Origin of the sequence: Mycobacterium sp., assembly GCF_049683935.1 — a bacterium.
Taxonomy (GTDB): domain Bacteria; phylum Actinomycetota; class Actinomycetes; order Mycobacteriales; family Mycobacteriaceae; genus Mycobacterium.
Window position 1 is genome coordinate 1 of the sequence record NZ_JBAUJR010000152.1, and the last position, 12138, is coordinate 12138.

Here is a 12138-nt window from a genome sequence, read left to right on the forward strand (position 1 = left end):
GCGCGGGCCGCCGACCGGTGGCCGACGATCCCGACTTCGGCGAGGTCGTCGACAGCGGCGAGTTGGCCGCGCACGCCGGGTGGTGCGATCACCTGATCCTGGCCGCGCCGCTGACCCCCGCGACCCGCGGCCTGGTGGACCAGGCAGTGTTGGACGCGATGAAACCCGACGCACATCTGATCAACATCGCCCGCGGCCCGATGGTCGACGAGGCGGCACTGCTGACGGCGTTGACGCAGGGACGGATCGGGGGAGCGACGCTCGACGTCTTCGACACTGAACCGCTGCCGGCCGAGCATCAGCTGTGGGACGCCCCGAACACGACGATCACCGCGCACATGTCGGCCGACGTGATCGGCTGGCGCGACGAGCTGGCCGGCCAGTTCGTCGCCAACGCCCGCCGCTGGCTGGCCGGCGAACCACTGCACAACGTCGTCGACAAGAAGCTGGGTTATGTCCCCGGCGGGACCGCGTGATGTTCGAGGCCACCGAACTCGTTGCGGGATACCGGGATCGGACGATCTCCCCGGTCGAGGCGACGCGCGCCGCGCTGGACGCGATCGACGCCGGAAACCCGGCGGTCAACGCCTTCGTGTTGGTGGATGCCGAGGGTGCGCTCGCGGAGGCGAAAGCCTCGGAGGCCCGGTGGCACGCCGGGGAGCCGCTCGGGCCGGGCGACGGGGTGCCGACGTCGATCAAGGACGTGTTCCTGACGCGGGGGTGGCCGACGCTGCGGGGCAGCGCCCTGATCGACCCGGCGGGCCCGTGGGACGAGGACTCGCCGTGTGTCGCGCGGTTGCGGGAGACCGGCGCGGTGATCCTCGGCAAGACGACGTCACCGGAGTACGCGTGGAAGGGCGTCACCGACTCGCTGCGCTTCGGCGCCACCGGCAACCCGTGGAATCCGGCGGTGACCGCAGGCGGGTCCAGCGGCGGCAGCGCGGCGGCGGTCGGACTGGGGATGGGGCCGTGGTCGGTGGGCACCGATGGTGGTGGCTCCGTGCGCATTCCGGCGGCGTTCACCGGGACGGTCGCGCTGAAGCCGACGTTCGGGCTGATCCCGCACTTTCCCGCCAGTCCGTTCGGGACGCTCGCGCATTCGGGTCCGATGACGCGCACGGTGCGCGACACCGCGGCCCTGATGGATGTGATCACCGGGTTCGACGCCCGCGACTGGTCGGCGCTGCCGACGCCGACGGGGTCGTTCCTCGACGGACTCGACGGCGGGGTGGCGGGCTTGCGGGTCGGCTACTCGCCGAATCTGGGCTTCGGCCGCAATGACCCGGAGATCGACGCCGCGGTGCGCGCCGCGGTGGCGGTGCTGGCCGACGCGGGCGCGATGGTCGAGGAGGTCGATCCGGGGTTCGGCGACCCGGTGGAGGCGTTCCATGTGCTGTGGTTCTCGGGGGAGGCCAAGGTGCTGGAGGGCTACGGCGATCTCGCGGGCTTGGCGGGCCGGGCCGATCCCGGGCTGCTGCGCACCGCGCAGATCGGGGAGACGCTGTCGGCGTCGGACTACCTCGATGCGACGGCGGTGCGAATGCAGTTGGGACAGTTGATGGGTCGGTTCCATCAGAGCTACGACGTGCTGCTCACGCCGACGCTGCCGCTGCCCGCGTTCCCGGTGGGCCGGGACGTGCCGGACGGGTCGGCGTCGCCGAACTGGACGAGTTGGACGCCCTATACCTACCCGTTCAACATGACCCAGCAGCCCGCGCTGAGCGTGCCGTGCGGGTTCACCGCCGCGGGCCTACCGGTCGGCCTGCAGATCGTCGGCGCCCGGCACGCCGATGCGCTGGTGCTGCGGGTCGGTCAGGCATACCAGCAAGCCACCGAATGGCACCGTCGCACACCAACACTCATCGCGCAGGAGGATCTGAAGTGACCGAGGGCAGATTGATCACCGTCTCGCTGGACAAGCGCGGCGTGTCGTGCACGGCCCGGCTTCTCGACGAGCAGGCGCCCCGCACGTGTGCGGCGGTGTGGGATGCAATGTCCGACGGGGGCGCGCTTTCTTCACAGGTTTTTCATGGCAAGTACGCCCGCAACGAGATCTACACGCTGCTGCCGGCGTTCTCGGGGGCCGATCCGGGCAAGGAGAACACCACGGTCACCCCGATTCCCGGTGACCTGTGCTGGTTTTCGTTCGACTCCGACGACCTGGGCAACCCGGCCTACGGGTACGAGAACACGACCGGCACCGGGACCACCGGCGGGATCGTCGACCTGGCGCTGTTCTACGGGCGCAACAATCTGCTGATCAACGGTGACCAGGGCTGGATCCCCGGCAATGTGTTCGGCGAGATCATCGACGGTCTCGACGAGATGGCCGCGGCGTGCCAGGACCTGTGGATGGGCGGCGTGCGCGGGGAGACGCTGAGCTTTCAGCGCGCCTGAACGACGGCGGCGTCGGCGGGCGCGGGAGGCTCGAACGCGTCGGGTCGCATGGCGTAGCTGATCAGCGCGACCGCCAGCAGCGCCAGCGACGCCACCACCGCGACCTTGGTGGCCCGCTCAGTTTCGAACAGGCCGTGGCGCATGGCATGTCGGGCGTCGCGGATCGCTTCGCGACTGGCGAACCGCAGCGGGTTCTCGACGAAGTGGTACGACGCGATCGCCAGCCCGAACGTCAGCGCCAGCACACAGACGTAGAAGTTCACGCTGGTCGCCATCAGCGCGGTGAGGAAGATGATCACCGGCCAGTGCATCAGGTACAGCGAATACGCCAGGTCGCCCAGATAGGTGCTGACGCGGTTGCGGAGCAGGCCCTGGAATTTCGGTTTGGTGCCGACGCCGCCCGCGATCACCATCGCCGCGCCGGCCACCGGCAGCAGCGCCCACGGCGCCGGGAAGCCGGCGGTGCCGTCGATGAGGACCATGCCGGCGCCGACGAGGCCCAGTCCCGCCCACGACAGCACGGGCCGAAGAATGTCCGGCATCTTGGCGAGCACGCCCACCGCGGTGGCCAGCATCGCGCCGACGCCCAACTCCCACACCCGGGTGAGGGTGCTGAAAAACGCCCAGGACGGTGACGTCGCGCTCTGGTGGAGCGCCCACCCCAGGGATGCGGCGACAACCAGGCCCATGATGGCGCCGGTGAGCAACATCCAGCGACCGCTGGACCACGACTTCCGGACAGCAACAACGGTGGCGACAAGGATCAGTGCGGGCCAGACGAGGTAGAACTGCTCCTCGACCGCCAGTGCCCAGTAGTGCTGGACGGGCGAAACCGCTTCGGCCGCCGTAAGGTAACTCGTATCCCCGGCAGCAAAGTGCCAGTTCGCGACGAAGAAGAACGCGAACAACGCGTCGACGCCGACCTCGCGTGCTCCCGGGGGCGGGAGCACGTACACCGACACGGCCCAGGTCAGGATCAGCACGATGGTGGCCGCCGGCACGATCCGGCGGACGCGGTTCCAGTAGAAGTCCCGGAAGTCGACGTGGCCGGTCTGCTCGGTGTGGCGCAGCAGGCTGTCGGTGACGAGGAACCCGGAGATGACGAAGAAGACGTCGATGCCAACGAAGCCACCTCGCGGCACGCCCCACAGGTGGTAGGCGAGCACCGCGAGGACGGCCACGGCTCGCAAACCTTGAATGTCCAAACGAATGTTTGCTCGTTCCGCTCTCCTGCGGCGGCGTTCTGATGTTTCTCGATATCTGTCGAGCGCAGTGGTCATGACTGGAGCCCCCCGGCTGAATATTGACGTGCGTCAGATCTTCGCCAAAAGTACCCCAGCGCGCATCGTGGCAATAGTTGTGTGACTCGGATCACTGCGCTGGGCGCCGGTGCTCAGGGGTGTGGGTCGCGTCGGCTGCCAGGTTCCTGCGGCGTTTCTGTTGATCTGCTTGGGATTTCGTCGGCGAGCGGATTTGCGCCTTATCGTTACCCCTGACCAGCCAAGAGCTGGAGCGTTTTTCCGACAAGCCGCACGTCGCTGAGTCCAACGAGGGAATCAGACACTGCCGCAATGGTTTTGGGTTCACTGACCTCAAAGGAATTGACCATGAAGAACAGCATCATCGCGGCAGTGGTGGCCACCTGCGCTCTGACCGCCGGGACCATCGGGGCCGCTGGGCCTGCGGTAGCTGCCAGAGACGGCAAGATTCACACCACCGGATCCGACGACATGACGTGGGTGATGCCCGACGTCGACGGAATGGTGCTCAAGCACGCCATCATCACCGTTTCGGACGTCACAGCGCCGGTGGCCCTCCACATCGGAACCGTCGCGAAGGGTGATCAACCGGTGATCAACCAGGAGGACTGGGTCGTCTGCGGGCAGTCGCCGAAAGAGGGCGCCAAGATCTCGCGGGAGACGTTGAAGGTGGTCCTCGCGGTGCATCGACCCCACGACTCGAGCTGCGCGTAGCCGCCGCCGCTTCACGCGCGGCCGGGTTTGCGCGGGTCAAGATCGGCATCTAGTCGAGCAAACCCGACGAGACCGTTTTGTGACCGACTTCTGCTGTTCATTCGGATACTGTCCCTAGGGGGTTGGGACAGATACGAGGGGGCAGATGGTGCGTAAGCAAGTGTTCGGCGCGATGGCGATTTCGTGTGCGATGTTCGCCCCGACCGTGGGCTTCGCAGCCCCTGCGATGGCGGCCCCGGTCGTCGTCGCACCGCAGGCTCCGACCGAGGTCTGGGTGATGCCGAATGTGCGAAACCTAGTGCTGAGTCAGGCGGTCAAGGCGGTTCGTGACGTGACCGGCGACGCCGAGATCGATCTGCGAATGATCGATCTGAAGAACGGCCAAGAGGTGATCAACCAGTCGAACTGGGCGGTGTGCTCGCAGTCGCCGTCCGCCGGACGGACGATCTCGCAGAAGACGATGAGAGTCATCCTCTACGTGAAGCGCTTCAACCAGCGCACCTGCTCGTAACGTTCTAGGGCGGGCGAACGGCGACTCGTCAGCTATTGGCCTGCCACAGATCCACGACGGACAGGCCGGCGCTGCGCAGCAGGCGCTGCATCGCCGGCAGACTCAACCCGATGACATTCGACGGGTCGCCGTCGATCTTGTCTATGAACCATCCGCCCAGGCCGTCTAATGTGAATGCGCCTGCCACGTCGACGGGTTCACCGCTGTCCACATAGCCGGTCAGCTCCTCCTCGGTGGGTTCACCGAAATGCACTGTGGTGCTGCCGGTATCGCCTGCAGTGTGGGTGATGACCCCCGCCGAGATGCGCAGCAGCGCGTGGCCGGTCAGCAGGTGGCCGGTGGTGCCGGCCATCGACTGCCATTGCAGGCGCGCGGCTACTGCGGATCCCGGCTTGCCGTACAACTCGCCGTCCCGATACAGCATCGAATCGCAGCCGATGACCACGCAGTCTGCGGCGACATCCTCCGGAAGTTGCGCGGCGACGCTGAGCGCTTTGGCATTGGCGAGCTTGGCCACCACCGCCTCGGGAGGTGTCTCCGGCTCGAATGACGCGAGCAGGGCATCCTCGTCGACGTGGGAGACGATGACCAGTGGATCGATGCCGGCCTGGCGCAGCACCCGCAGCCGGCCCGACGACGCCGAACCCAGGACAACCCGGGTCATCGCTGCCGTCCGCTCATCGAGCGAGCGCTCATCGCCTCATATGCGTCCGCTCCAGCAAGGTCACCCGCTGCCAACTGGAGGTGTTGTAGCGCAGCTTGTCCACCGGATGGCCCCACAGGTTGAGCTCCTGCGGCCCTGGTTCGCCGGCGCCACCGCCGACACCGGCCAGTACGGTCACCAGCGCCGCGATCTCCTCTGTCGTGGGAGCACCCTTGACGACGTGGAAGTGCGGATCCGGAGCGGGCGGGTCGTCGATCGTCATGTCCCGCGGGTCGGAGACCTCGACGATGTCGGCGGTGTGGTCCATGGTGTGGACGTCCTTGTCTGTCAGGCAGATCCGGGCGGGGACTTACAGCGGGATGTTGCCGTGCTTCTTCGGCGGGGTCTGGACGACCTTGCGCTCCAGCAGCCGCAGCGCGGTGCCGATATAGCCGCGGGTCTGCGACGGCGGGATGACCGCGTCGACGTAACCGCGCTCGGCGGCGATGTACGGGTTCACCAGGGTGTCCTCGTAGGTCTGTTGCAGCTCCAGGCGCAGCGCGTCGACGTCGTCACCGTTCTTGGCCGCCTCCTTGAGTTGGCCGCGGTAGACAAAGCCCACCGCGCCGGAGGCGCCCATTACGGCGATCTGAGCGGTCGGCCAGGCGACGTTGACGTCGCATCCCATGTCCTTGGACCCCATCACGCAGTACGCGCCGCCGTAGGCCTTGCGGGTGATGACGGTGATTTTGGCGACGGTGGCCTCGCCGTAGGCGTAGAGCAGTTTGGCGCCGCGACGGATGATGCCGTTGAACTCCTGCTCGGTGCCCGGCAGGAAGCCCGGCACGTCGACCAGCATGACGATCGGGATGTTGAAGCAGTCGCAGGTGCGCACGAAGCGTGCGGCCTTCTCCGAGGCGTTGATGTCCAGGCAGCCGGCGAACTGGGTGGGTTGGTTGGCCACGATGCCGACCGGGCGGCCGTCGACGCGGCCGAATCCGACGATGATGTTGCCGGCGTACCCCGCCTGCACCTCGAGGAACTCGTCGTCGTCGAGGATGCGGGTGATGACCTCGTGCATGTCGTAGGGCTGGTTCGGTGAATCAGGGATCAGCGTGTCGAGTTCGAGGTCCTCGTCGGTGATGCCCTCTTCGATCGGGCCGGGGGCCGGCGCCGGGTAGCGCGGCGGCTCGGCGTAGCTGTTGGGGGGCAGGTAGCCCAGCAGGTCGCGGACGTAGTCCAGGGCATCCTGCTCGCCGGAGGCGACGTAGTGCACGGTGCCCGACTTGGCCATGTGGGTGTGCGCGCCGCCGAGTTCCTCCATGGTGACGTCCTCGCCGGTGACGGTCTTGATGACATCGGGTCCGGTGATGAACATCTGGCTGCTCTGGTCGACCATGATGACGAAGTCGGTCAGCGCGGGTGAGTAGACGTGCCCACCGGCCGCCGCACCCATGATCAGCGAGATCTGCGGGATGACGCCGGAGGCCAGGATGTTGTTGCGGAAGATCCGGCTGTAAAGGCCCAGGGAGACGACGCCCTCCTGGATGCGCGCGCCGGCGCCGTCGTTGATGCCGATCAGCGGGCGGCCGGTCTTCAGCGCCAGTTCCTGGACCTTGACGATCTTCTCGCCGTACACCTCGCCGAGGGATCCGCCGAACACGGTGGCGTCCTGGCTGAAGATGCACACGTCGCGGCCGTCGATGGTGCCGTAGCCGGTGACCACACCGTCGCCGGTGGGGCGGTTTTTGTCCAGGCCGAAGTTGGTGGAGCGGTGCTTGGCGAGTGCGTCGAGTTCTACGAACGAGTCCTCGTCGAGCAGGGCCAGGATGCGTTCGCGGGCGGTCAGCTTGCCCTTGGCGTGCACCTTCTCCACGGCGGTCTCGCCGACCGGGTGCAGGGCCTCTTCGGCGCGCTTGCGCAGATCGGCCAGCTTCCCGGCGGTGGTGTGGATGTCGATCTCGTGCTCGGCGGCAGGCTCAGTCACGCTGGTCATGGGAACTGATGGTATCGGCGCAGAGTTCGGACGTCGCGATTGGCCCTTACGAGTCCCTTAGAAAGTCGGGATGGCTTCGGTGGCATCGCACGTCAGGCCTTCAAGAAGCCGATTTCTTTCCGGCCCTTACCGATGACGGGTTCGGGGTCAGTGCCCAACCCCCGGGTCAGGATTTCGTGGTAGACGTCGCGGAAGTCGGTGGTGACCTTGAGGTCATCATCCACGAGATCGGTGAGGCTCGGATCGTCGCCGTAGAAGCCACCACGGACACGGTCGCCGATGATGAATACCGGCCCGGCAGTGCCGTGGTCTGTGCCATCGGAAGCATTTGCAGCCACGCGTCGGCCGAATTCGGAGTAGGCCATCACGATGACGTCTTTGGCGCGTTTGTCGCCGGAAATTTTTTTCATGAATCCGGCGAGTGCCGTGTCGAGCGTCTTCAGTAGCTTCTCCTGAGTCCCGCGCTCATCGGAGTGAGTGTCGAAGCCGCCGAGGCCAACGCTGTAGACCCGGGTGGGGACATCTGCGGCTATACAGGCCGAGACGACGTCGAGCTGTGATGCCAAGCTTTTGGGGTCGAGTTCGACTGTGGCGGAACCATCTTCATGAAATAGCGGAGCCAGCTTTTGGTTGATTCGCGCGGCCGCGCGATACGAATCGCAAACCGTAGCCATTGCGGGGCTGTCGTCTGCGTGACTCTTCGAGAGGGCGTCCATCAGTTCGGTCGAGGTCTTTGAGGACCTGTTTCCGCTCAAAAAGACTCCTGCGCTGCAGCTTTCGCCTAGGGCAAGTGGAGGAAGTGTGGGTCCCATATGCAACGCGTCCAACGGGTCTCTGCCGGTGGCGTCCAGCCACCGGCCCACCCATCCGGTAGTGACCGAGCTATCCAGCGATGCGGTCTGCCAGATATCCATCGAACGGAAGTGACTACGGTCCGGCTTTGGATAGCCGACGCCGCGGACGATCGCCAACCTACCGTCGCCGAAGATCTCGGCTGTACCGCTCAAGCCTGGATTCAAGCCGTATTGTCCGTCGAGCTTCAGTACCTCGTCTAAATCGTAGGCGAGTTCAGGTCGCGCATTGTGGTAGGCGTCGTCCCCCAAAGGGATAAGGGTGTTGAGACCGTCATTACCTCCGTAGAGCGTGATAAGTACGAGGATCGATTCCTGTGCTTGCAGTGGTCGGTCATCGGCGGCAAGTAGGACGTCGTCCCAATTAAGGATCGGGCTCGAGGCCATCGCGCCAAGGGCGCCGACGCCGACGAATCCAGCGAGAAGATTGCGACGAGATATAGCGGGCACAGTGTCTTCCTACGATGTGAGGTATTCGGGCGAGTTGACAGCCGCCGCTACGAGCAGGTGAGGGCTTTTTCGTAAGGGTGTCAAGACCTTCACGGTTCGGTCGGACCACGCGCCGACTCCGATCATGTAACCGATGGCATCAATCCGGTCCCCTACCGCTGTTTCCGTTACCGTGCTGAGATCGCCATCCCGGGCCATCTTGCCAGCTGCGTGGAGACGAATGCTGGCAGCAGAAGTTGAGAGCCAGGCTCGTCCATGTGGCCATCCGCCGACATCCGGCGGATAAAAAGGACGCTGTCCCAATCGGATCAACGTATTAACTATTTCGTCGACTTTTTTCGTATCTCCGTGTGACGTGTTCAATGCCCTGGCAATACCCACCGCCCATTCCACTGGGCCGACGACGACTGTCGCCGTGCGCTCCAGAAAGTCAGGATCAGTGAGGACGGACGCGGTCAAGGCGCGAAGGTTGCGCTTGCGTCCGTAGGCGGTTGTCAGTCTCTGCAGCACTTCAGCTGGGGCGGGACTGTCGGATGCTAGCTGCTGCCACAACCGGTTTGACACGAATGCCGCTGACTGGGATTGAGCAAGAACGATGTTGCAGAAGTCCGCGGCGTCGAACTCTCCGTCAGATCCTAGAATCGACTTGGGGCCGTCGTCATGGGCTTTGGCTACAACCTGGGCCTTGCGATTATCGCGAATCACCCAGCCGGTAAGTGCACGTGCTCCTTCTCGAACGTCACTTTCCGAATAGCCGTTGCCATGGCCGAGCGCGAAGATTTCCATGAACTCACGGGCAAGGTTCTCATTGGGTGAACCGACTTTACTTCCGCGCCCGTCTAGCCAGACAAGCATTGCTGGGTCGGTCAGCATTGCGTAGGCCAACGATGTGAAGTCGCGCAGGCTTCGCGCGCGCAATGTTTCGTTCTGTTTCGCCATGAGAGACGCGATCTTGACTTTGGATGCGGAGGTGGCGAAGTGGTTGTGCCACAGCAGAGTGAGCTTCTCAGCTACAGGTTGCTCGGTAGCGATCATCCGCCGGATCCACCAGCGTGAAAGTTCCTGCATCTGATCAGCGAGTTGCTCGCGGTACTTGCGGACTTCAGCATCGCCTGCGCCCTTCTCGGGCGCCTCGATCGTTTCGAACGTTGGGACTGGCGTGGCTTTGGCACCTTGGTCATCGGTTGAGTCGTAATTCAGAAGGCTGTCGACGTAGTCGGCAGGGCCGCCGTATTCCAACAGGGAATCGACTTCGGATCCTCGAACGCCAAACCCGCTGCGTCGCAGCACTCGTGCTGCTGTGATCCACTGTGTCGATTGGGTCGACAATCTAACTCCCCCCAAGCGCCAGGCGGCCCTTCCCCTCCGTGCCCTGCGCGACGATTCGGCTGCTATCAACATAGCCGACAAGCCGTGGCATCGCGCATTCGTGCAATTGCTGATTGGCGACGGACCGGTTAGATGCGAATGATCACCGGACGAACCGGTATGCGGGCTGCGGCGATCTCTGGGGCCGAGCAATCACGATGACATCGCTGGCTGACAGTACGGCGGTTAGACTCGCTTGTCTGCCTGCTCTGGAGTGCGTTGAAGGGAAGGCGCACCGATTTTTGTGTGCCAATCCTCGCGCGTCGCAAACCTGTCGCCGCACAGCCTCAGCGGTATTGGCTCTCACGTACGCGGCCGTCATCCTCCTCGCCCGCGCGTTTCCGCTGACCAATAACGTCGCGCTGCTTGTGGCGGTGAGCGCGCCCTACGCAGCGGTTCTGGCCGCGGTCGGTCTGTTGCTGTCGGTGTTGAGCCGCCGCGTCGTGATGTCAGTGATCGCAGCCGTTGTGGTGCGGCCACCCTCGGGGTCCAAGTGCGTTGGTATTACGCGGGACAACCGCAGCCGACGGGTGACGAGCACGTCGAATTGCGCGTGTTGTCGGCGAACCTCCTTGAAGGGCGCGCCGATATGGCGTCCTTCACAACCTGGCGCGAACCAGTGCTGACGTCATCACCGTGTCAGAGCTGACACTCGACTGGGTTCGGGGGTTCTACGCCGCGGGCATGCGCAGCGATTTTCCATACTCTGTGTTGATGCCGCTACCCGGCGCCCGGGGGATATGGCCTTTGGAGTCGCCCCCCGGTCAAGTTGATTGCGCCATTGAAGGGCGGAAGCATGGTGGCTGCCAGGGTCGCCATCGCCGACGTTCAGGTCGATCCGATCATGGCCAGCTTGCACGTCATGAACTCGCTGACCTTCTACGGTAGGGCCTTCGAGGGGTGGCTGGCAGGCATCACTGCCCCGAAAGACCGGATGGAAGGTCTCGCGACAGAGGCGGGGGATGGAGCTGTCATCGTCGCGGGAGATTTCAACAGGGCGCCGGACATGCGCCAATATCGAAAACTGCTGACAGACGGGTACCGAGATGCAGTCAAGGAGACGGGCTCCGGGCTAGGGCCGACCTACCCGTCGTATCCATGGATGCCGCCGTTCTACACCTTCGATCATGTGCTGACGCGAAACACCTCCCTGTCCTCCTTGCAGACGATCCCTCTGCCTGCCACCGATCACCGTGCACTTTTAGCCACCATTCATATGCCGCTGGGAAAGCCTTCATCCTGAGCAAATGGTTCGCAGAATCCTCGCCAGCAAACAAATCGCATCACCCTTTCCGAATGGTGTTCCGGGGGGTACGTGGGCGTTCCTGCCGGCGCCTCGGGGACCGTAGCTGCAGTTGGAGACCTGCTGGTCATGCGTTTTTCCGATTTTGCGGAGAAAGTTCCGCGAACACGGCCGTTCCGGTTGACAGGGTGCGGGGAGTCTGAGAAGCTTCCAGCAACATCAGGGGAAACTAAATACATTTCGGGGGGACCTAAATGACTGCCATCACGACCAAATTCCAGGTGGGTGCGGCCGCTCTCGCGGTTGGGGCCGCCGCTGCATTTGCACCCGCCGCCGCGAATGCCGCTCCGGCAGTAGAGGTTCCGGCTGCCCCCGTGCAGATCGCCGGCGATCTCCCGCAGGCGCCGGGAGATTTCATCTGGTTCTTCCAGGTCACCTCGGTGCAGCTTGCCGCCACCTTTACACGAAGCGCCACCTTCTGGACCGATACCACGATCGCCCGCTACGAGGCGGCGCTGGCGCGGCACCCTGATTCGTTCTTCGCTACGGGTTGGCAGACGCGAATCGCTCAACTACAGGCGCAACGAGCGGCGTTCGGGCAGCTCAACTTCAGCGTCTGCAGGGATGGTCAGGGAATCTCCGCCGGACCGTACGGAACGGTGACGCGGGGCGCCTGCTAGCGAGCCTCGGGCGCCGGCCAGAGAAT

General features: G+C 64.6%; 13 protein-coding genes. 7 read left to right on the forward strand and 6 right to left on the reverse strand.

What is annotated here, in order from left to right:
* The 3 genes from WA965_RS08775 to WA965_RS08785 form a co-directional block, all read left to right on the forward strand.
* On the forward strand, positions 1–476 hold a 476-nt coding region (locus tag WA965_RS08775), incomplete at its 5' end, for an NAD(P)-dependent oxidoreductase (RefSeq protein WP_526447371.1).
* On the forward strand, positions 476–1885 hold the full coding sequence (locus tag WA965_RS08780; protein ID WP_526294924.1) for an amidase: 1410 nt from the start codon (positions 476–478) through the stop codon (positions 1883–1885). The genes WA965_RS08775 and WA965_RS08780, both read left to right, overlap by 1 nt.
* Entirely contained in the window at positions 1837–2397 is a 561-nt protein-coding gene (locus WA965_RS08785; protein WP_526294926.1) for a DUF3830 family protein, read from the forward strand. Before WA965_RS08780 ends, WA965_RS08785 begins: the two co-directional genes overlap by 49 nt.
* Here WA965_RS08785 and WA965_RS08790 read toward each other — a convergent pair.
* Complete coding sequence (locus WA965_RS08790) at positions 2385–3677, reverse strand: acyltransferase family protein (protein ID WP_526447373.1); 1293 nt, start codon at positions 3675–3677, stop codon at positions 2385–2387. The two genes, WA965_RS08785 and WA965_RS08790, sit on opposite strands and share 13 nt — an antisense overlap.
* A 327-nt stretch (positions 3678–4004) precedes the next feature.
* Between WA965_RS08790 and WA965_RS08795 the strand changes: the two genes are divergently transcribed.
* Positions 4005–4370 (forward strand): hypothetical protein, encoded by a 366-nt coding sequence (locus tag WA965_RS08795; RefSeq protein ID WP_526294930.1) that lies wholly within the window; start codon positions 4005–4007, stop codon positions 4368–4370.
* A gap of 145 nt (positions 4371–4515) precedes the next feature.
* Positions 4516–4881 carry a PASTA domain-containing protein gene (locus WA965_RS08800; protein WP_526294932.1) on the forward strand — a complete coding sequence of 122 codons (366 nt, stop codon included), beginning with the start codon at positions 4516–4518 and terminating at the stop codon, positions 4879–4881.
* Between the two features lie 28 nt (positions 4882–4909).
* Here WA965_RS08800 and WA965_RS08805 read toward each other — a convergent pair whose 3' ends face one another.
* The 5 genes from WA965_RS08805 to WA965_RS08825 form a co-directional block, all read right to left on the reverse strand.
* A complete protein-coding gene (locus WA965_RS08805; protein WP_526294934.1) occupies positions 4910–5545 on the reverse strand; it encodes a Maf family protein in 636 nt (211 codons plus the stop codon).
* A 28-nt stretch (positions 5546–5573) separates the two neighbouring features.
* A complete protein-coding gene (locus tag WA965_RS08810; protein ID WP_526294936.1) occupies positions 5574–5852 on the reverse strand; it encodes an acyl-CoA carboxylase epsilon subunit in 279 nt (92 codons plus the stop codon).
* Between the two features lie 42 nt (positions 5853–5894).
* A complete protein-coding gene (locus WA965_RS08815; RefSeq protein ID WP_526294938.1) occupies positions 5895–7520 on the reverse strand; it encodes an acyl-CoA carboxylase subunit beta in 1626 nt (541 codons plus the stop codon).
* A 92-nt stretch (positions 7521–7612) separates the two neighbouring features.
* Positions 7613–8821 carry a DUF1501 domain-containing protein gene (locus WA965_RS08820; RefSeq protein WP_526294940.1) on the reverse strand — a complete coding sequence of 403 codons (1209 nt, stop codon included), beginning with the start codon at positions 8819–8821 and terminating at the stop codon, positions 7613–7615.
* A gap of 9 nt (positions 8822–8830) precedes the next feature.
* Complete coding sequence (locus WA965_RS08825) at positions 8831–10111, reverse strand: DUF1800 domain-containing protein (RefSeq protein ID WP_526294942.1); 1281 nt, start codon at positions 10109–10111, stop codon at positions 8831–8833.
* A gap of 859 nt (positions 10112–10970) precedes the next feature.
* Here WA965_RS08825 and WA965_RS08830 point away from each other — a divergent pair.
* Together WA965_RS08830 and WA965_RS08835 are read left to right on the forward strand one after the other, a co-directional pair.
* Positions 10971–11432, forward strand: a complete 462-nt coding sequence (locus WA965_RS08830; RefSeq protein WP_526294944.1) for an endonuclease/exonuclease/phosphatase family protein — start codon at positions 10971–10973, stop codon at positions 11430–11432.
* A gap of 254 nt (positions 11433–11686) precedes the next feature.
* On the forward strand, positions 11687–12112 hold the full coding sequence (locus tag WA965_RS08835) for a hypothetical protein (RefSeq protein ID WP_526294946.1): 426 nt from the start codon (positions 11687–11689) through the stop codon (positions 12110–12112).
* The last annotated feature ends 26 nt before the right edge of the window (positions 12113–12138 follow it).

Excerpts from the sequence above, each read along its gene's own strand:
- WA965_RS08780 (WP_526294924.1), top strand. The coding sequence starts at position 476 with ATGTTCGAGGCCACCGAACTCGTTGCGGGATACCGGGATCGGACGATC.
- WA965_RS08785 (WP_526294926.1), top strand. The coding sequence starts at position 1,837 with ATGGCACCGTCGCACACCAACACTCATCGCGCAGGAGGATCTGAAGTG.
- WA965_RS08790 (WP_526447373.1), bottom strand. The coding sequence starts at position 3,677 with ATGACCACTGCGCTCGACAGATATCGAGAAACATCAGAACGCCGCCGC.
- WA965_RS08795 (WP_526294930.1), top strand. The coding sequence starts at position 4,005 with ATGAAGAACAGCATCATCGCGGCAGTGGTGGCCACCTGCGCTCTGACC.
- WA965_RS08800 (WP_526294932.1), top strand. The coding sequence starts at position 4,516 with ATGGTGCGTAAGCAAGTGTTCGGCGCGATGGCGATTTCGTGTGCGATG.
- WA965_RS08805 (WP_526294934.1), bottom strand. The coding sequence starts at position 5,545 with ATGACCCGGGTTGTCCTGGGTTCGGCGTCGTCGGGCCGGCTGCGGGTG.
- WA965_RS08810 (WP_526294936.1), bottom strand. The coding sequence starts at position 5,852 with ATGGACCACACCGCCGACATCGTCGAGGTCTCCGACCCGCGGGACATG.
- WA965_RS08815 (WP_526294938.1), bottom strand. The coding sequence starts at position 7,520 with ATGACCAGCGTGACTGAGCCTGCCGCCGAGCACGAGATCGACATCCAC.
- WA965_RS08835 (WP_526294946.1), top strand. The coding sequence starts at position 11,687 with ATGACTGCCATCACGACCAAATTCCAGGTGGGTGCGGCCGCTCTCGCG.